Annotated in this window: 23 protein-coding genes; 20 read left to right on the top strand and 3 right to left on the bottom strand. The window is 44.4% G+C overall.

Annotated features, from left to right (window positions below):
• Window positions 1–9: 9 nt before the first annotated feature.
• Together DYE48_RS02680 and DYE48_RS02675 are read left to right on the top strand one after the other, a co-directional pair.
• Window positions 10–453 carry a GNAT family N-acetyltransferase gene (locus DYE48_RS02680; protein WP_115822309.1) on the top strand — a complete coding sequence of 148 codons (444 nt, stop codon included), beginning with the start codon at window positions 10–12 and terminating at the stop codon, window positions 451–453.
• A 45-nt stretch (window positions 454–498) separates the two neighbouring features.
• The gene (locus DYE48_RS02675; protein ID WP_115822308.1) at window positions 499–726 is read left to right on the top strand and encodes a hypothetical protein; all 228 of its coding nucleotides are present in this window, start codon (window positions 499–501) and stop codon (window positions 724–726) included.
• An 18-nt stretch (window positions 727–744) separates the two neighbouring features.
• Here the strand turns inward: DYE48_RS02675 and DYE48_RS02670 are convergent, their stop codons facing one another.
• The gene (locus DYE48_RS02670; RefSeq protein WP_115822307.1) at window positions 745–1,107 is read right to left on the bottom strand and encodes a VOC family protein; all 363 of its coding nucleotides are present in this window, start codon (window positions 1,105–1,107) and stop codon (window positions 745–747) included.
• A 65-nt stretch (window positions 1,108–1,172) separates the two neighbouring features.
• Here DYE48_RS02670 and DYE48_RS02665 point away from each other — a divergent pair, with 65 nt between their 5' ends.
• The 7 genes from DYE48_RS02665 (at window position 1,173) to DYE48_RS02635 (ending at window position 6,662) form a co-directional block, all read left to right on the top strand.
• Window positions 1,173–1,616, top strand: coding sequence for a GyrI-like domain-containing protein (locus DYE48_RS02665; RefSeq protein WP_244199367.1), 444 nt, complete (start codon window positions 1,173–1,175; stop codon window positions 1,614–1,616).
• A gap of 48 nt (window positions 1,617–1,664) precedes the next feature.
• Window positions 1,665–2,009, top strand: coding sequence for a MerR family transcriptional regulator (locus DYE48_RS02660; RefSeq protein WP_115822305.1), 345 nt, complete (start codon window positions 1,665–1,667; stop codon window positions 2,007–2,009).
• On the top strand, window positions 2,006–2,464 hold the full coding sequence (locus DYE48_RS02655) for an SRPBCC family protein (protein WP_115822304.1): 459 nt from the start codon (window positions 2,006–2,008) through the stop codon (window positions 2,462–2,464). Before DYE48_RS02660 ends, DYE48_RS02655 begins: the two co-directional genes overlap by 4 nt.
• A gap of 118 nt (window positions 2,465–2,582) precedes the next feature.
• Window positions 2,583–3,446, top strand: coding sequence for a cupin domain-containing protein (locus DYE48_RS02650; RefSeq protein WP_115822303.1), 864 nt, complete (start codon window positions 2,583–2,585; stop codon window positions 3,444–3,446).
• Between the two features lie 172 nt (window positions 3,447–3,618).
• Window positions 3,619–4,668: a HEAT repeat domain-containing protein gene (locus tag DYE48_RS02645; RefSeq protein ID WP_115822302.1), complete on the top strand. Its 1,050-nt coding sequence runs from the start codon at window positions 3,619–3,621 to the stop codon at window positions 4,666–4,668.
• Window positions 4,665–6,086 carry a glycosyltransferase family 2 protein gene (locus tag DYE48_RS02640; RefSeq protein WP_115822301.1) on the top strand — a complete coding sequence of 474 codons (1,422 nt, stop codon included), beginning with the start codon at window positions 4,665–4,667 and terminating at the stop codon, window positions 6,084–6,086. Before DYE48_RS02645 ends, DYE48_RS02640 begins: the two co-directional genes overlap by 4 nt.
• A 105-nt stretch (window positions 6,087–6,191) precedes the next feature.
• Window positions 6,192–6,662 carry a GyrI-like domain-containing protein gene (locus DYE48_RS02635; RefSeq protein WP_167449429.1) on the top strand — a complete coding sequence of 157 codons (471 nt, stop codon included), beginning with the start codon at window positions 6,192–6,194 and terminating at the stop codon, window positions 6,660–6,662.
• A gap of 26 nt (window positions 6,663–6,688) precedes the next feature.
• On the opposite strand, the gene guaC is transcribed toward DYE48_RS02635, so the two are convergent.
• Window positions 6,689–7,672 carry a GMP reductase gene (gene guaC / locus DYE48_RS02630; RefSeq protein WP_115822299.1) on the bottom strand — a complete coding sequence of 328 codons (984 nt, stop codon included), beginning with the start codon at window positions 7,670–7,672 and terminating at the stop codon, window positions 6,689–6,691.
• 128 nt (window positions 7,673–7,800) lie between these two features.
• Between guaC and DYE48_RS02625 the strand changes: the two genes are divergently transcribed.
• Together DYE48_RS02625 and DYE48_RS02620 are read left to right on the top strand one after the other, a co-directional pair.
• Complete coding sequence (locus tag DYE48_RS02625) at window positions 7,801–8,367, top strand: GNAT family N-acetyltransferase (RefSeq protein ID WP_115822298.1); 567 nt, start codon at window positions 7,801–7,803, stop codon at window positions 8,365–8,367.
• A gap of 10 nt (window positions 8,368–8,377) precedes the next feature.
• Window positions 8,378–9,814: an MDR family MFS transporter gene (locus tag DYE48_RS02620; protein WP_115822297.1), complete on the top strand. Its 1,437-nt coding sequence runs from the start codon at window positions 8,378–8,380 to the stop codon at window positions 9,812–9,814.
• A gap of 40 nt (window positions 9,815–9,854) precedes the next feature.
• Here DYE48_RS02620 and DYE48_RS02615 read toward each other — a convergent pair whose 3' ends face one another.
• On the bottom strand, window positions 9,855–10,493 hold the full coding sequence (locus DYE48_RS02615; RefSeq protein WP_115822296.1) for a FusB/FusC family EF-G-binding protein: 639 nt from the start codon (window positions 10,491–10,493) through the stop codon (window positions 9,855–9,857).
• Between the two features lie 311 nt (window positions 10,494–10,804).
• Here DYE48_RS02615 and DYE48_RS02610 point away from each other — a divergent pair, with 311 nt between their 5' ends.
• The 9 genes from DYE48_RS02610 to DYE48_RS02570 all read left to right on the top strand — a co-directional run bounded on the left by DYE48_RS02610 (window position 10,805) and on the right by DYE48_RS02570 (window position 17,267).
• The gene (locus DYE48_RS02610) at window positions 10,805–11,641 is read left to right on the top strand and encodes an alpha/beta fold hydrolase (RefSeq protein ID WP_115822295.1); all 837 of its coding nucleotides are present in this window, start codon (window positions 10,805–10,807) and stop codon (window positions 11,639–11,641) included.
• A gap of 63 nt (window positions 11,642–11,704) precedes the next feature.
• Window positions 11,705–11,989 carry a hypothetical protein gene (locus DYE48_RS02605; protein ID WP_115822294.1) on the top strand — a complete coding sequence of 95 codons (285 nt, stop codon included), beginning with the start codon at window positions 11,705–11,707 and terminating at the stop codon, window positions 11,987–11,989.
• A 228-nt stretch (window positions 11,990–12,217) separates the two neighbouring features.
• Window positions 12,218–12,667, top strand: a complete 450-nt coding sequence (locus DYE48_RS02600; RefSeq protein ID WP_115822293.1) for an NUDIX hydrolase — start codon at window positions 12,218–12,220, stop codon at window positions 12,665–12,667.
• 11 nt (window positions 12,668–12,678) lie between these two features.
• Complete coding sequence (locus DYE48_RS02595; RefSeq protein WP_115822292.1) at window positions 12,679–12,942, top strand: hypothetical protein; 264 nt, start codon at window positions 12,679–12,681, stop codon at window positions 12,940–12,942.
• A 133-nt stretch (window positions 12,943–13,075) separates the two neighbouring features.
• Window positions 13,076–13,756 carry a DUF421 domain-containing protein gene (locus DYE48_RS02590; RefSeq protein ID WP_115822291.1) on the top strand — a complete coding sequence of 227 codons (681 nt, stop codon included), beginning with the start codon at window positions 13,076–13,078 and terminating at the stop codon, window positions 13,754–13,756.
• A gap of 187 nt (window positions 13,757–13,943) precedes the next feature.
• Complete coding sequence (locus tag DYE48_RS02585; RefSeq protein ID WP_089652113.1) at window positions 13,944–14,594, top strand: ABC transporter permease; 651 nt, start codon at window positions 13,944–13,946, stop codon at window positions 14,592–14,594.
• Window positions 14,595–14,611: 17 nt separating this feature from the next.
• Window positions 14,612–15,583: an ABC transporter ATP-binding protein gene (locus DYE48_RS02580; protein ID WP_115822290.1), complete on the top strand. Its 972-nt coding sequence runs from the start codon at window positions 14,612–14,614 to the stop codon at window positions 15,581–15,583.
• A gap of 12 nt (window positions 15,584–15,595) precedes the next feature.
• On the top strand, window positions 15,596–16,348 hold the full coding sequence (locus DYE48_RS02575) for an ABC transporter permease (protein WP_115822289.1): 753 nt from the start codon (window positions 15,596–15,598) through the stop codon (window positions 16,346–16,348).
• A 16-nt stretch (window positions 16,349–16,364) separates the two neighbouring features.
• Window positions 16,365–17,267, top strand: a complete 903-nt coding sequence (locus DYE48_RS02570) for an ABC transporter substrate-binding protein (protein ID WP_244199357.1) — start codon at window positions 16,365–16,367, stop codon at window positions 17,265–17,267.
• The last annotated feature ends 219 nt before the right edge of the window (window positions 17,268–17,486 follow it).

Here is a 17,486-nt window from a genome sequence, read left to right as displayed (position 1 = left end):
GTAAAAGGTATGACAGGTAGTGAAGTGATCGAGTTGAAGACCACAGAAGAAATTAAATCTGCGTATCCGGTAATGAAGGAATTGAGGTCACATTTAAGTGAAGAGCAGTATGTGGAATTGGTGGAAGAGGCGATGGACGTGGACCGCTATCATCTTTTTGCTCTATATGCGGGGGAAGAGGTGGTTGCCGTTACCGGTTTCAAAGAGATGACCACCTTGTATTATGGTCGTTTCGTCTGGGTTTGTGATTTAGTGACATCTTCTGAGCATCGTTCTCAAGGATACGGGGAGGAGTTGCTGACTTTCGTTGAAGAATGGGCGCAAGAACATGGAATGGGAAGTGTTGCTCTTTCTTCCGGGATCAGTCGACTTATGGCTCATCGGTTTTATGAAGGAAAAGTGGATTACGACCGGGTCAGTTATGTATACAAGAAGTCCCTCACAGAAGGGTGAGTAGTTTGATCGCAGGTGACGGTGCGGAGAGTAAGAGAGAATGGAATGGGCATCTTCCTTTTGTGCGGCTTGATCATCAATGATCCTTTGCTATACAGCATCGAATACGTATGGGATAGGCAGGTGCCGCTGGTGCTCATGATCTTCTGGCTGTCGCTGCTCTGTACACCTGTGGTGATCTACATAAGAAGGGCCGTGAAACATGGGAGGACCATCATTGTTTTTTCCTTAGCTACTTTCATGCTTTCTTTGTTCTTCGGTTCGCTTCAATAAGTGTACGGATAGGGAGTTTTATCCTGTGCAAACCATAACGACATTCCCGTCCGGGTCTTGAATGTTAAAAAAAGAAATGTCGTCAAACCTTTGAATATCACTCTTGATGATGTAACCAAGCTGCTCGACGAAGCGGTAGGATGCATCGATATCATCTGTATGAAAATTGAAAAGGGGATGCGGCGATGGTTCAACGTTTTCTGACCCCCCATCAAGGATGACGCCTGTATGAGTCGTCATCGACAGATTGTAAACAGGGGGGTGGACATTTTCCTCAGTATAAGGTTCCCCAATCAATGCACAGTACCATTGAGCGGAACGTTTGATGTCAGTGACAGGAACGAATGTCGTATTGAGGCGGTTGACGATCGGACTTTTCAAATCAATTCCTCCTATAAAGAATTTATATTTCTACCATAACATGAAAGGATGTCATTTTTTTGAAAATGAATAACAAGGTGGAAGAAAAAGAAGCCTTCACTCTCATAGGTTACAGGGTTGTGTGTGATGGAGAAGATTACACTGTAGAAATTCCAAAAGCAGCTGAAAAACTTCGCCGGCGTTTTACTGATGCGGACGTCCAAGTAGGAGCTTTTATCCCGGGAGAGTGTAAGGAAGAGGATGATGGGTATTGGATCGGAGTCCCTATGGATCAGGACACAACCATTCCAGATGATATGGACCATTTGAAAATAGAAAAACAAACGTATGCTATGACTACATATAAAGGTTCAAACGAAAGAATTCGAGAAGCTTATGCCTCGCTGCACGAATGGATGGAGCGGGAGGGATATCCCCGAGACCTGGAGGCCTGGCATGTGGAAGTTTACCATTCGTGGCAAGATAAGGACCAACTCCACATGGAACTTTGGGAAACCGTACGGACTTGACTCTGTGGTGCACCCCACGGTTTACTATAGGAAGTGGGAGGGCACACCGTGTATAAAATCAGCGAATTCTCAGAACTGACCGGACTCAGTAAAGAAACGCTCCGGTACTATGCAGAGGTGGGCTTGCTTGAGCCTGCGTACATCGATCCGGATAACCGTTACAAGTATTATGATGATGGCAGTTACTTTTTGGCGCTCATGCTCGGGAAGCTCCGGGCGCTTGGTTTCACCATTCAGGAAATGGTAAAAGTGATGGAGGATGAATCCTTTTTACACATGGAAGAACTCCTGCTCGAAAAACGCAGAAAGATCCATGAAGAGATTCATGATCTCCAACAAAGACTTGCTGATATTGATGCATTTTTAGAATCTGGCAGGGAGGAAGACGAATGATCCAATGGGAAAATGATAGAGTGATTGCAGCACCCATCGAGGAAGTGTGGGAGCTTTTCAGAGACTACAACATCAAACGAATCATGCCAAAAGTGGAGGAGCATGAATTGATTGAAAAAACGGAAACGGAAGTAGGGGCCAAACACCGCCAAACGTACCGGGAAGGAAAGCGCGTGGAAACGTATACTGTAGAAACATTGGCTTATGAAGAATCTCCTGAGCGCAAGCATAAGAAAATCGCTTTTGTTATCGGACGCGCTTTTGAAGTGACCGCCTCCTTTTTACTGGAGAAAGTAGATGAAGAACATACAAGGCTCACTTATTCCGGACAAAACAAAGGAGTGAACTTCGTCGGCAAGGCTATGATGAAACTGGCGAACAAAAAGGGAAATGAGCGGGTCGTAGAAGAATTTCTGGATCGTGTTGAAAAAGAAGCGACGCATACGAACGTATAAAAACCCGTCAGAGGACGGGTTTTGTTTTGCCTTGTCCATGATATGGAAATGTGTACACGTATGATTTCCTCTTTCCCTGCATAGAAATGTTTATAGTTTGGAGAAGGGGATGAGGTGTATGAGTCACATTCCGTATGGGTATGGATACCCGCATGCTGGGTCGTTTAGAAGTGCTGAGCAAAACACCGAAGATATTTTAGAAGGAATCAAAAAGAAAGATTCTGCCATTCAAATCTTCAGTCAATTGGTTGATGTAGCTCCAGATGAGTCCTATAAAAACGAAATCCGTCAAGCATTAGAGAATGAGAAGCGGCACTTGGACCATTTTAAGAATTTATATACATCATTCACTGGCGAGCAACCGGAATATGAAAGGGAAGAAGCGAACTTCGGCACGTTTGAAGAAGGGTTGAGAGTCGGCTATGACCATGGGGTCGAAGAATTTGAAAAGTATCAAAAAGCGTATATGGAAAATCAGGGGAATCAGCTGGGAGATGTATTTTACAGAGCCTGTCACGATAAGGCTGTTACGACCAACCGAATCGTAGCACTTTCTCGGGGAGAAGGCAGGATTGTAATCAAAGATTATGGCGGGCAGCCATTCGTCCTCGATATCGAAGAAGCGACGACACAAAATCGTACATTCCGCACAGCCTTATGGACGGGAGACCATTTACAGGTGACGTTGATGAGTATCGCGGTGGGGGATGATATCGGTTTAGAACTCCATCCTGACGTGGATCAGTTTTTGAGGATTGAAGAAGGACAGGGACTCGTCCAAATGGGGGATACCAAGGATCAGTTGAACTTCCAACAGCAAGTGTCTGATGATTTTGCAATAATGGTACCTGCGGGTAAATGGCATAATCTGACTAATACAGGTCAACAGCCTTTGAAACTGTATTCCATCTATGCCCCACCGGAGCATCCTTTCGGCACGGTTCATAAAACAAAAGCAGATGCTATGGCTGCTGAAGAGTAAAAAGAAGGACCTTCTGTAACGGAGGTCCTTCTTTTTTGATTGACGGTTAAAGATAGAAAAAAGAGAGCGCCCCTGGCATACTATTAGTAACGAGTATTCTCCTAAAAACCGGAAAGTTAGTGACTAAGTGTTCATTATAATCGCTCATAATCGTTTGAAGGAGGGGTTTGTGTTGGTTGCAATTGTTATGTGGACGGTGATTTTTTTATTCATTGTTCAACTATGTCTTCTTAGTGCTCTGGTCATTTCAAAGATACAAAGTTTGAAGGAAGAGCAACTCCTTTCCACATACATGGAAACATACGAAGAGCCGTTTTTCGCTTACTTAGAGAGGAAGACAGAAGAATATCCTCACCTCTTAAGCGACATTCGATATCGTGTGCTGATCGTCGAACGTGTACTGAATCGTTTTGTGGATCAAAGGGAGGATGGAATCGAGTATACGAGGGTTCGAGAAACGGCACAGACACATCTCGCTCATGCTTATCGTCTTTTTCTTAAAAATGGAAGCTGGTCCCAGCGTGTGAACACCCTATATTATATCGAGGATTTTGATATGGTTGATTTGAAGCTTGATGTTTGGCATTATTTCAACCGCCTCCCTGTGCAGGATGAAGAGTTCCGACAGGCGGTAAGGCTGCTGGCTACTTTCCAAGATGAGCGGGTCATTCGTACAATCCTGAATTCAGAAACGATTTCACAAAGACTTGTAAAACAAGTCCTGCGTCGTTTCAAGGAGGATCTTATTCAACAAATGATGAGGGTCATAGAGGATGAACCAGGGAGAGTACCAAGACATGTGCACCTTGCCGTTGTTTCTTTTTGTGGTGAAAAAGGATCCTTGGATCATCTTCCATTCATTGAGCGGATGCTTCGATTTCCATCAAAAGAGATTCGACTCAAAGCCCTTCGGAGCCTTATGGAATTGAAAGCTTGTACCCATACAGAACAGTTGGATTCGTTCTACATATCAGAGGTTTGGGAAGAGCGGATGTATGCGGCTAAAATAGCGGGTCGTCTGAAGTTGGAATCCTCCCAGGATGCGTTGCTCAAACTTGCTGGGGATTCTGAGTGGTGGGTGCGATACGCGGCTTGTGAAGCGATGAAAAAACTTCCTGACGGTGACCGGTTATTGGATTATACGTACCACCATCATGAGGATCGGTTCGCACGTTCCATGGCAAGACAGCATTTGACAGTAAAGGTGGGAGAATCGATATGAGTGTGGATTTTTTCTATAGCATGTTAGAAATTATAGGGTATCTTGTCATAATTTATATGGTCGTTGTAGCGATCGTTTACCTTTGGTTGTTTTTGATCGCCAGCCCTCATATCCGAAAAGAACGAGGGCTTCATAGAGAAGAACTCATCGAGGATACAGCAATCAATACGGATACATTTCCGGTCTCCATCCTCGTCCCTGCCTATAATGAAGAGATCGGTGTCGTAAGTACAGCAAGGTCGATGTTGGCATTGAATTATCCTCAGTCTGAGGTGATCGTCATTGATGATGGGTCGAAGGATAAGACGGCCGAGCGTATGATCGATACGTTTGCCATGGAAAGAATGGAACTAGCGGTTCGGCGTCATTTTAAAACCCGGGACATTTTGGAAGGGTATCAGTCTGCGACCCATCCGAATCTCTACCTACTGAGAAAGGAGAACGGTGGAAAAGCGGATGCCCTTAACGCAGGTATCAATTTTTCCAAGTATCCTTATTTTGCAGCCATCGATGGCGACTCGATTCTGGACCGTGATGCGCTGTTGAAGACGATGAAACCGATCATCGATTCCAATGGCATGGTTACAGCCACAGGGGGAACGGTGAGAATTGCGAATGGCTCTAAAATTACCAAAGGAGTGGTCGAGCGCATCGGTTTGCCGAAGCAGCCAATGCTCCTCATGCAGATCGTTGAATATTTCCGAGCCTTTCTCATTGGGAGATTGGGCCTTTCAAAAATGAACATCCTGTTAATTATTTCAGGAGCCTTCGGTGTCTTTGAGAAGAATCGTGTCATTAAAGCGGGAGGGTATGATTCCAATACCGTCGGTGAGGATATGGAACTCATTGTCCGCATCCACCGGTCACTGAAAGATGAAAAGTCACGTCAGAGAATCGAGTATATTCAAGATCCAGTTTGCTGGACAGAAGCTCCCTCTACGTTCTCTTCTTTGAGAGCTCAGAGGAAGCGGTGGCAGAAAGGACTTGCGGAAACCCTGTGGAAACATAAAGAAATGATGCTCAATCCCCGCTACAAGGGGATCGGCATGTTTTCGCTCCCCTATTATCTATTCGTGGAACTACTGAGTGCGATCTTTGAAATTTCAGGATACCTCATCATCATTTCAGGCGTTTTCTTTTCATTTGTATCGATAGAAATCACCATTGTCGTCGGATTGTTAACCGTCTTTTATGGTTCGATGATCTCCTCTCTCGCCGTTTTACTTGAAGAGTGGACCTACCATAAAAACCCTGACCCTAAAAGCGTCATTCTATTATACCTATGGGCTCTCTCGGAAAGTTTCTGGTACCGGCCTCTCCTGGTTTGGTGGAGATGTGAAGGGTTATTCCTGTTTCTATCTAAAAGGAAAAGCTCCTGGGGGAATATGAACAGGAAAGGTTTATCTCAAGACTATTAGGCGCCCGCCTTATCATGGAATCTTCCATTCTAGGTGAGCAGTCCAGGCATCTGGAGGAAATGACTCCAGATATGGAGAATCTATAGAATAAAAGGAGGTCATACTGTGGAAGTTAACATTGTTGCTTTACCTGCATTCAAAGTAAGAGGACGTCAATGGGAAGGAAGTTATGAACAAGTCCCTGGATTAAAAGAAGTGATTAAAAAGGTAGGGAGCGAAAAAGAAGAAATAAAACCTGTCGATCCGGATTACCAATGGGGGTTATCATTTCATACCATTGAAAATGGCTTCGTCCATTTCAGCGGTTTCGAGGTGGAAGATGCGAAGAGTGATGCAGAGTATGAGGAAGTGAACGTACCGCGTCATACATATATGAACGTTCATCATCCAAAAGGCAGAGATATTGGTGCAACCTATGCATCGATTTACCAATGGTTCCGAGATGGAAATGTGAAGACCTATCTTGAACCTGGTGCGAAATACTATGATGGGCTGCCACTGAAATTTGAAAAGTATCCGGTCGACAGGGATTTTGATGAGCCTCATTTTGATATTTACATTCCAATCCAAGCATAAAAAAAGAGCCCGCTCTGGGCTCTTTTTTAATAGACTTTATCTCCATTGAAAATGGAATTTTTGACGATGACATAATCGACATGGCGGATACTATCAAGATCGGAGCCGCCTGCGTAACTGATGGCGGATTGCAGGTCCTGCTCCATTTCCGTGAGCGTATCTTGAAGCGCACCTTTGTGCTCCACGTACATTTTCTTGCCTTCCACGTTCTTCTTTTCCCCTTTTTGGAACTCAGAAGCGGAGCCGAAGTATTCCTTGTAAAGCTTGCCGTCTCTTTCAACCGTCTCGCCAGGGGACTCTTCGTGACCGGCGAAAAGAGAGCCGATCATGACCATCGTGGCTCCAAAACGGATGGATTTGGCGATGTCTCCATGTGTGCGGATGCCTCCATCGGCGATGACGGGTTTGCTTGCTGCTTTTGCACACCAGCGCAACGCTGCCAGCTGCCAGCCACCTGTACCAAAGCCGGTTTTAATTTTTGTGATGCATACTTTCCCCGGTCCGATGCCGACCTTCGTTGCATCAGCACCTGCATTTTCAAGTTCACGCACAGCTTCAGGTGTTCCGACATTTCCGGCGATCACAAACGTTTCCGGTAACTGTTGTTTGATGTGTTGAATCATATCAATGACAGCGGTCGAATGTCCATGAGCGATATCGATCGTGATGTATTCGGGCACCAGTTCCTTCGCTGCTAACATCTGGACAAACTCGTATTCCTCTGGCTTGACACCGACACTGATGGAAGCGATCAATCCTTGTGCATGCATCTTTTCGACGAAAGACAACCGAGTTTCAGGCTCAAAACGGTGCATGACATAGAAATAACCTTCCTGAGCTAATTGAGTAGCGATCGTTTCATCAATGATCGTCTGCATGTTCGCAGGTACGACGGGAAGTTTGAATGTATGGTTACCGAGCTTTACGGATGGATCACAGGCCGAACGGCTGTTCACGACACATTTTGCGGGAATCAGTTGAATATCTTCATAATCAAATACATTTTCCATGGATGTCACTCCTAAAACCGAATATTTTTAAGGTTTATTAATTTTATTGTTCGTACATTTGTAATTTACCTTATCTTTGTTCTGTTGTCAAAGGTTCATGGTAAAATGAAGAAAAAGGGGGAGAAAGTATGTTTGTACATAAGGTTGATGATGAACTTTCACTGAAACTTGCCGGTCCAGAGGATGCGGAGGCGTTATTTCATTTAACGGACGGGTCACGTGCGTATTTGCGTCAGTGGCTGCCATGGCTGGATTTTACGAAAACCGTGGAAGACACAAAATCCTTCATTCAATCTGGAAGGCAGGGATTTTCAGAAAACAAAAGCATGACAACTATGGTAATCTATCATGGTGAGATTGTTGGTACCGCCGGATTCAATGAAATCGACCACATCAATAAAATCGTGAAAATCGGTTACTGGCTCGGTCAGGAATTCCAGGGAAAAGGAATCATGACACGAGTGGCCAAAGCATTGACCGATTATGCTCTATTGGAGCTGAATATGAATCGGGTGGAGATTCGTGTGGCAGAGGGGAATGACAAAAGCGCTGCGATCCCCGAACGTCTTGGATTCAAGGAGGAAGGCAGAATCAGGTGTGCAGAATGGTTGTATGACCATTATGTTGACCACACGATCTACGGTATTTTAGTAGAGGAATGGAAGAATGTTCGGATTTTAAATAAAGAGAAGTAGAGGGATAGAGATGGAAAAGCAATACAATAGAAAAATCATACTCGTTACATTCATGATCGGTGCCTTTTTTGCCGTTCTGAATGAGACGCTGCTTAATATTGCACTCACAGAACTGATGGAAGTTTTCGGGCTGGAAGCGCCTACAGTCCAATGGATGGCCACCGGATTCATGCTCGTCATGGGTGTATTGATGCCGGTTTCTGCGTTACTGATTCAATGGTTCACGACGAGACAAATGTTCATCGGCGTCATGACGGTGTTCTTAGCAGGAACGATCATTGCAGCATCGGCCTTTAATTTTCCGATGCTGTTGACAGGACGGATGATTCAGGCGGTAGGAACCGGGTTATTGATTCCTGTCATCATGAACGCCCTGCTGCTGCTTTATGAACCGGAAGTCCGTGGGCGGATCATGGGGACGTTCGGTCTTGTCATCATGTTTGCTCCAGCTATTGGTCCAACGCTTTCCGGCGTTATCGTAGACGTGCTGGGTTGGAGATGGCTGTTTATTACCGTCATTCCGTTTGCAATGTTTTCGATTCTATTCGCCATCAAATATTTGGAAAATGTAGGAGAAGTGACGCGTCCGAAAGCGGATATCCTTTCGATTGTTTTGTCATCCATTGGAATTGGAGGCATCGTCTATGGGTTCAGCAGCGCCGGGGAAAGTGGAGAGGGATTCTCTTCGATCAATATCATCATTATTTTAAGCGTCGCTTTCCTCAGTTTGATTCTATTTGTTTTAAGACAATTGAAGTTAGAAGAACCGTTATTGGACGTTCGAGTGTTTACGTATAAAAGCTATGCAAGAGGCATTACCATTTTCGTAATCGTCATCATGGCGATGTTCGCTTCAGAAATCGTGATGCCGATGTATCTGCAGGGGCCATTAGGGTTCTCAGCGAAGACCGCTGGATTGCTGCTGCTTCCAGGTGCTCTATTAAATGGCTTAATGTCGCCGGTCATGGGGACACTTTTTGATAAGTTCGGGCCAAGAAAATTGATCGTTCCGGGTACATTAGTACTCGTGGGTGTGATGATTTTCTTCAGCAATATCAACCCTTCGATTCCGGTTTGGTCTTTTATTCTTGCCTATGTGTTACTAATGCTTGCTGTATCTGCGGTTCTTATGCCTTCACAGACCAATGCGTTGAATGAACTGCCTAAACATTTATATCCACACGGGACGGCTATTGCCAATACATTGCAGCCAATCGGTGGCGCCCTTGGTGTTTCCATTTTCGTAAGCATCATGAGTCAGGGAGAAAGAAGCTATTTGAATGGTGTATCAGGAGAAGTGACAGGGGAAGCCATGGACCGGGCTATGACAGCAGGGGTGCATCAGGCGTATTGGTTCGCTTTAGGTCTTGCCGTCCTCACATTTATCGTTTCTTTGTTCATTAGAAAAGCCGTGGCTCCGGATTATTCCCCGGAACAGCAATCATAAAGAAGCAGAACCTTTCCAAGAGGAAAGGTTCTGCTTCTTTTTATGCTTTCATTCGTTTTATAAAGGATTCAAGAGGTTCACGGGACTGGATGTTTTCATTGCATTTCTTACTGTCATGGCAAATATAGTTGCCGCGGCTGATCGTTTCTTCATTGTTTTTTCCCTTGAAGGTAGCGGTGAACATGCCTACTTTTTCATGCTCGTGGCAAATCGAGCAAATGCTTTTTTGCTGGAGCGGTTTGTAATGACCGTACAACCCTGTAAAGTTACCATCCACTGTCGTTATGATGTATTTTCGATTCGCTGACGCATCGTTCCATCCGATATAGGAAAGCTCCGTCCATTCTTCATCAGGGATGGTAGGGACTCTCAGTTTCTTCACTTTCGGAAACAACGTTTGGATATCAGCTTCAGTGAGTTTAGGAAAAGGAACCACATATTGCTTCAATCTGGAGAAGTAAAGAATCGCATCGGTTTCATCTTTGACTTCACTCGCTTGGGCTATCAATTGTTCCTGATCTGGTGAAAGATCCGTAAATAATTCCAACACTTTTTCGTTCGTGATCGATTTGAGTGCCTGTGTCACAGAGGCATCGTTCGTTGTCATATGGCCATTCAGCAGGTTGTGAGCCTGATTTTTTATGAAATGATACTGATCGGAGCGGATGAAACGTTCCATGATCGAACCCCCGTTCAATGGTTTTCTTCTTATTATTTCAGAGCACGTCTGTTCTATCAAACGTTTTGCCTTCCATGTTCATGACTGAGCAGCAAACCTGGTACCAGGACTCTTCGGGGTGGTTCCAGGTACACATCCCTTACGTTGGTGTACCGGGTACAATCAGTGGGAAGTAGGTACCTGGTACCCGCTCTCGGTTTTCTGTACCCGGTACCAAAAAATCGGTCAAAAAAAGCATTCCATCAAAAAAATGAAACGCTTACATGTATGGTATCGTAAAGGTACTTGTAAAGTCGGGGAGTGATAGGAAAATGACTTGGAAACGGACAATGGTAGAAACAAGCCGCGGTACCTTCGAAGTTTTTGAAAAAGGACAAGGTTCCCCGCTTGCTGTCACCCATTTATATTCAGAGTTCAACGAAACGGGGGACTATTTTGCAGAAGCTTTCGTGGAGACTCACACGGTTTATTTAATCAACTTGAAAGAGTGTGGCAGGTCTGAGAAGGCATCATCCCCTCATGAGCTGACAATGCTTGAGAGCGTCCTCGACCTTGAAGCCATCCGGATAGAGTTAGGGTATGAATGGTGGAAGTTTGCGGGTCATTCTACGGGAGGAATGCTTGCCGTCGTTTACGGGATCTATTTTTCGGAAAGCCTTGGTACACTAGTCATTGCGAATGCAGCAGCGCGAGAGTATATGACTTTTTCAAAGGATTGCATCTACAATGAATCGCACCCGAAATTCGATAGGATGCAATCACTGATCGAGCAGTTAAAAAAGCAGGACCTGTCTGATGAAGAAAGAAAGGAATTAACGGTCGAACGGACAAAGCTTTCTTTATGGAATCCTCAAAATTATGACCACTATTTTAATACATCGATTGAAAAGAAGATGTCAGCCGTACGGATGAACTTCTTTGCACGGGAGCTTCACACTTTTGATGTGACGAGGAAGCTAGCTCTCATCACTGTAAAAACGATGGTCATATCGGGTACGTATGATGCTCAATGTCCGCCTTCTTATTCTGAGGAAATCGCCGAAGGAATCCCAGGTGCTGTTCTTCACAGGTTCCATCAAAGCAATCACTACCCTCATCTGGAAGAGGGGCAGAAGTTTAAACAAGTAATCAGAGCTCACTTTGACTAGCATAAACTGGGAATGGTAAGGTTACTCATGATGACAGCGTTTTAACAAGGAAGGAGATTACTGATGCAGCAGGAAAAACAACAGAGAAAAAGTGACTTTACGAAGTTCAAAGAACTATGGTTTCTTTTGTTCATGCTTTTGTTCACCCTTTTTCATAACACGATGGTCATCCTCATCGGTGAGGGCTGGAGCTTTATTGGCTACAGCATCTTGTTTCTGGTGATGTATGCCTTGTTCCGCTGGTTACGGAAAGTCGTTGATTTCATGAGAAAACCATTATCCTGGGGGACGCTGATCGGTTTTTACATTGCAGGTGTCTTCGTGCTCGGCGCGTTTTTGATCCCATGAACGAAAAGGGAGAGGGGATCATATCACCATTCTCTACACTTCGAAAAGATGATTATGTACAATAGGGACCCTGTTTACATATTGGGTGGGGGCAAACATACATTAACGATGATTCGCTTTGAATCATGTAACGATATAGCGGAAGTTGGAAAGTAACGAAATCAAGACTTCCTAATTAGTGGGGTCTGGACCTAGATTAGAATGATTCATTAAGGAGAGGGAATTTAGATGAATTATGTCAGAGAGCTCAGAAAAGAAGTCGGAACAAGACCGTTGATTCTTCCCGGAGCTGTAGTCATCATCGAGAATGATCACCAGGAAATCCTCCTCCAACACCGCAAGGACGGCGGGTGGGGACTTCCTGGTGGGTTAATGGAGCTTGGGGAAAGTTTAGAAGAAACAGCGCGGCGCGAAGTGAAAGAAGAAACAGGTCTCCAGTTAGGTGAGCTTAAGCTCTTGGATATCTTTTCAGGTGAGGACTACTTCTTTAAAGTTTCCAATGGGGATGAATTGTACTCAGTTACGGCGGTCTATAGGGCGGATGATTATCGGGGAAAGTTATTGGTTGATGGGGATGAATCTCGTGAAGTCACTTTCTTTTCTACGAACCGACTCCCCGCCGGCTTAACGAAGGAATATCGTGATTATCTACAACCATTTTTGAAAAAACATGAGTGACGGGGGGTTCGATGCTGGAATTTTTCATGCTGACCATAACGGCAGTCTTAGTAGCTGGATATATCTATGTGATCTATACGAAGAGGAAAAAGTTAAAAAAAGATTATGGATGGAAGAGTTATGTGACGCCAGGTGCTTTTGTTGTGGCACCATTAGTGGCCTTGTTTTCCTATCTATTTGAGTTTGGTGGCATGATCACCTGGTTCATCCTTAGTATTTGCTTTATCACAGGAGCATTTTTCACAAAATATTTGCCTGAGCCAAGAGAAGGCTGAGTCATAGAGAGCAGTAACCATTCAAGGGTTACTGTTTTTTTATTGGTACAGCGGAAGCGTTTCAATTAAGTTTTCCATTTCAACATAAATGTGACTGGAAAAGAAATAATAAGAGGAGAGGAGGCGGGAGCTTATGGATGAGTGGTTGGAGTTCGTTGGAACAGGAGTCACCGTTTTTATTCTATTGTATGTTTTAGCAAGGATTCTAAGCAAAAAGCTGATTTCACAAATGACGCTTTTCGACTTTATCGCTGGCATCACGCTTGGATCAATGACAGCAACGACCTTCCTTTCCGATAATGTTACGCTCTCAAAAGGGGCTCTTGGATTACTTACCTTCGCTGCCCTTGTGCTTCTCATCGACTATCTTACACTCAAGAGTTTGACGATAAGAAAACTTGTGAACAGCCAGCCCACTCTATTAATGGACAATGGGAAAATCCTTATAAAAAATATGAAAAAAGTTCGTTTCAACGTTGACGAACTGATTGCTGAATTAAGGAAAGCGGGGGTGTTCCAGTTCAGTGATGTACAGACAGCGATTTTGGAAACGGACGGAACGGTAAGCGTTTTAAGAAAGTCAGATGCTTCTCCTGTTACCACCCGTGATATGAAGCTCGAAACCGCTCCTGTGTCGTATTCGCATGTGGTTATGGTGCAGGGGAAAATTCTACAGAAACAGTTGAATGCCAGTGGTTACAGTGAAGCCTGGTTGCTGGATCGATTGCAGTCGCATGGAGTGTCAAATCTGAAAGATGTCCTCGTTGCACAAGTCAATCATGACGGGACTTTATTTGTCGAAAAAACGGAATAGGTAGAAAATTGGAGAAATACGTCGAAATATGAAGTTTGCCATATGGTGAAAGCGTTTTATTGAACTTTGTACAGGTTATTCTGTACAAAGTTTTATTTGTGTATAAACTTTTTTATGTGTAACATAGATAGCGTTTGCTAAAGAATGACCGATGAAACGTCATAGATTTAGGAGGTGCTCATTACATATGACCGATTTTTTAAATTATGTCCAACGAGAGTGGGGAACCATTTTTTCCTATACGTTGGAACACTTGCAGCTCGTAGGAATTGCAATCGTCATCGCGATTTTGATTGGTGTTCCACTAGGGATTTATCTGACAACGAATAAGTATTTGGCAGAAACCATTTTGCAAGTGGCATCCATCATCATCACGATTCCGAGTATCGCTCTTTTTGGGATCATGATTCCTGTCCTTTCTATGATCGGACAAGGGATAGGATTTTTACCGGCGTTGATCGCTTTAGTCTTATATTCCCAATTGCCGATTATCAGAAACACATATACAGCCATTCAAAACGTAGACCCGAATATTAGAGATGCAGCGAAGGGAATCGGAATGACGACATTCCAACGTTTGACGAAGGTTGAAATCCCGAACGCTCTACCACTGATTATGGCTGGTGTACGAACAGCTACGGTTTTGAATATTGGGATTGGTGCCATTGCAGCCTTTATCGGCTCTGGTGGCCTAGGGGTATTGATCAACTCCGGAATCAGCCGTGGGAATAGCAACATGGTGTTGGCTGGTGCGGTTTTCGTATCGTTACTCGCCTTAGTCGCTGATTTCATACTTAAATTTATTCAAGCGCGGATTACGCCAAAAGGAATCAAATAAAAGAAAGAGGTGGACGTATGATTGAATTCAATGATGTAACGAAAATTTACGGTGGCGATGTAAAAGCCATCGATGACATTTCGATGACCGTGGAGGACGGAGAATTCGTCATCCTGCTTGGGCCTTCCGGTTGTGGAAAAACGACTTTGCTTCGAATGGTCAACCAGTTGGAGTCGATTTCCCAAGGGGATATTAAAATTCAAGGTCAGAATGTACGTGAGATGGACAAAATCAAAATGCGTCGTAATACAGGCTATGTCATTCAAAGCAATGGTCTGTTTCCAAACATGACGATTGAAGACAATACGATGATCGTTCCTGATCTGCTCGGCTGGGACCGGAAAAAGAAAAAAGATCGCTTCAATTACTTAATGGACCTTGTAGGTCTGAACCCTGATGATTACCGCAAACGATTTCCTCATGAACTCTCCGGTGGCCAGCAGCAGCGTGTAGGAGTAGCCCGCGCGATGGCTGCCGACCCACCAGTCATGCTTATGGACGAACCATTCGGAGCTCTTGATCCGATCATCCGTGAAAAAGTCCAGGACGAATTTTTAGCGATTCAGAAAGAAGTGAAGAAGACGATTTTATTCGTCAGTCATGACATTGATGAAGCGGTTCGTATGGGGGATAAAATCGCGCTTCTTCGTGACGGAAAGGTGCAGCAATTCGACCGTCCATCTGAGCTGTTGATCCGTCCAAATAATGATTTCGTATCTGACTTCGTAGGGAAAGATCGTGTTCTTCGCAGCATGTCCCTTTACAGCGTAGAAGATCTTGTCACGACTTTCGGACTGAAAAATAAGGAAGAAACGATTACGGATACGAAAGAGATTTCCATTGATACTTCCCTTAGGATTGCGATCAGCATGCTGCTCAATCAGGAAGCGGATCAATTGGTGATCGTCGACCGTCAGGGGCAGGCGAAAGGGAGCCTGACTTTCGATTTGATTGAAAAATTCCTGCACCAAGAAGTGAAAGGCGCATAAAGGAGGAAAAAGATGAACGCAAAAAAAGTGACATCCTATGTCATCCGGCTCATCCTTTGGACCCTCGTCATCGCCTTCTTCTTTTGGGCGATCAGTGAGAACATGTTCGGCAAAATTTTCGAAGAGCCCGGCAAGTTCATGGAGCTGCTTGGCAGACACTTGGAGCTCGTATCCATTTCCGCAGGGCTTGCGATTTTGACATCCGTGCCGCTCGGAATATTGATTACACGACCTTCGTTCCGTCGCTCAGAATGGCTTATCGTAAACATTGCCAACTTGGGACAGACGATTCCGAGTCTGGCCGTTCTTGCTCTTGCTATGGGTTTCTTAGGAATTGGACTGAAAGCTGCCATCGTGGCGCTTTATATTTATTCATTACTGCCGATTCTGCAAAACACGATTGCCGGACTTGATTCCGTCCGTCCGGAAATGAAGGATGCAGCCAAAGGGATGGGGCTGACACCGGCACAGGTTTTATTCAAAATCGAATTGCCGGCGGCCGCTTCATCCATCATTGCAGGCATCCGTACGGCTGTCGTCTTGAACATAGGTACGGCCGCTCTCGCTTATTTGATCGGTGGCGGCGGTTTAGGTGTCTGGATTTTTACAGGAATCCAATTGTTCGATAACCAGACACTGATCAGTGGAGCTGTCCCTGTAACGATGCTCGCCGTCTTAGTTGACCTATTGTTCAGAGGTATCGAGTACTTGCTCGTTCCAAAAGGAATTCGCTTATCACGTAAATCAGCAATGGAATCTGTTTAATCAGGAGGAATATTATATGAAAAAATTATGGATCGTAATGACCGCACTCATTCTAAGTGCATTCGTTTTGACAGCTTGTGGTGGAAATGAGAAAAAAGTGACAGTAGGTGCGAAGAACTTCACAGAGCAATTCCTACTTGCTCAAATGTCTACCATCATGCTTGAAGACAATGGATATACCGTTGAAGAAAAAAGTAATCTAGGAAGCTCAGCTTTACGTCAGGCGCTGACAAATGGGCAGGTTGACGTCTCTTGGGATTACACAGGGACAGGTCTTGTCACGTACTTAGGAGAAGAGCCGATTGCAGATAAGCAGGAAGCCTTTGAAACTGTGAAAAAAATGGACATGGAACGTAACGACGTTTATTGGACGAACCTATCTGATGTCAACAATACCTATACACTCGTCATGCAGCAAGATCAGGCAGAAGAGTTGGGCATTCAGTCCATCAGTGACCTCGCCACATACATCAATGAAAATCCAGGAGAATTGAAATTCGGTACGGATGCAGAGTTCGCTGAGCGTGAAGACGGTCTCCCAGGCGTCGAAGAACTTTACGGATTTGAATTCGGGGACGAAAACGTTTCAGAAATGACATACGGTTTGCAGTACGATGCCATTGCCAATGATGAAGTGGATGTCGCTGTCGGTTTCTCTACAGACAGCCGTATCGAAGAATTGGACTTGATGAACTTGGAAGATGATCAGAGCTTTTTCCCTTCTTATAATGCCGCTCTTGTCATGACGAACGAAACGCACGAAAACAAATCAGAAATTGAAGAAATCCTTGCACCTTTGACAGAACTCGATAGTGAAACGATGCGTAAATTGAACTATCAAGTAGATGTTGAGGAACGTTCGGTGAGAGAAGTGGCTGAGACGTTCCTAAGCGAGAATGGTTACTTGAGTGGAGAATAATGGGAAGAAAGCAGACAACGATGCGTTGTCTGTTTTTTTGTATGGGAAAACTTATTTCTTTAATTGTAAAGTTTCACAAATTCTTTGGAGTAATATGGAAAAATGTGTTTATTTTTGTAGGAGAAAGGTTATAGAAGCCTAGGTGGAAAATAGTGGGATGTGCAAGTCAGCTTCTGTCTCTACATAAACCAGCCTCTTTTTTTACCGAATACAATTCGG

Source organism: Halobacillus trueperi (assembly GCF_003386945.1).
Taxonomy (GTDB): Bacteria; Bacillota; Bacilli; order Bacillales; family Halobacillaceae; genus Halobacillus; species Halobacillus aidingensis.
The sequence above is the reverse complement of the archived record's forward strand: the minus strand, read 5'-3'. Positions and strand labels throughout refer to the sequence as shown.

Excerpts from the sequence above, each read along its gene's own strand:
- DYE48_RS02665 (WP_244199367.1), top strand. The coding sequence starts at position 1,173 with ATGAATAACAAGGTGGAAGAAAAAGAAGCCTTCACTCTCATAGGTTAC.
- DYE48_RS02675 (WP_115822308.1), top strand. The coding sequence starts at position 499 with ATGGGCATCTTCCTTTTGTGCGGCTTGATCATCAATGATCCTTTGCTA.
- DYE48_RS02575 (WP_115822289.1), top strand. The coding sequence starts at position 15,596 with ATGAACGCAAAAAAAGTGACATCCTATGTCATCCGGCTCATCCTTTGG.
- DYE48_RS02610 (WP_115822295.1), top strand. The coding sequence starts at position 10,805 with ATGACTTGGAAACGGACAATGGTAGAAACAAGCCGCGGTACCTTCGAA.
- DYE48_RS02600 (WP_115822293.1), top strand. The coding sequence starts at position 12,218 with ATGAATTATGTCAGAGAGCTCAGAAAAGAAGTCGGAACAAGACCGTTG.
- DYE48_RS02680 (WP_115822309.1), top strand. The coding sequence starts at position 10 with ATGACAGGTAGTGAAGTGATCGAGTTGAAGACCACAGAAGAAATTAAA.
- DYE48_RS02655 (WP_115822304.1), top strand. The coding sequence starts at position 2,006 with ATGATCCAATGGGAAAATGATAGAGTGATTGCAGCACCCATCGAGGAA.
- DYE48_RS02615 (WP_115822296.1), bottom strand. The coding sequence starts at position 10,493 with ATGGAACGTTTCATCCGCTCCGATCAGTATCATTTCATAAAAAATCAG.
- DYE48_RS02620 (WP_115822297.1), top strand. The coding sequence starts at position 8,378 with ATGGAAAAGCAATACAATAGAAAAATCATACTCGTTACATTCATGATC.
- DYE48_RS02640 (WP_115822301.1), top strand. The coding sequence starts at position 4,665 with ATGAGTGTGGATTTTTTCTATAGCATGTTAGAAATTATAGGGTATCTT.
- DYE48_RS02580 (WP_115822290.1), top strand. The coding sequence starts at position 14,612 with ATGATTGAATTCAATGATGTAACGAAAATTTACGGTGGCGATGTAAAA.
- DYE48_RS02590 (WP_115822291.1), top strand. The coding sequence starts at position 13,076 with ATGGATGAGTGGTTGGAGTTCGTTGGAACAGGAGTCACCGTTTTTATT.
- DYE48_RS02625 (WP_115822298.1), top strand. The coding sequence starts at position 7,801 with ATGTTTGTACATAAGGTTGATGATGAACTTTCACTGAAACTTGCCGGT.
- DYE48_RS02570 (WP_244199357.1), top strand. The coding sequence starts at position 16,365 with ATGAAAAAATTATGGATCGTAATGACCGCACTCATTCTAAGTGCATTC.
- DYE48_RS02650 (WP_115822303.1), top strand. The coding sequence starts at position 2,583 with ATGAGTCACATTCCGTATGGGTATGGATACCCGCATGCTGGGTCGTTT.
- guaC (WP_115822299.1), bottom strand. The coding sequence starts at position 7,672 with ATGGAAAATGTATTTGATTATGAAGATATTCAACTGATTCCCGCAAAA.
- DYE48_RS02605 (WP_115822294.1), top strand. The coding sequence starts at position 11,705 with ATGCAGCAGGAAAAACAACAGAGAAAAAGTGACTTTACGAAGTTCAAA.
- DYE48_RS02595 (WP_115822292.1), top strand. The coding sequence starts at position 12,679 with ATGCTGGAATTTTTCATGCTGACCATAACGGCAGTCTTAGTAGCTGGA.
- DYE48_RS02585 (WP_089652113.1), top strand. The coding sequence starts at position 13,944 with ATGACCGATTTTTTAAATTATGTCCAACGAGAGTGGGGAACCATTTTT.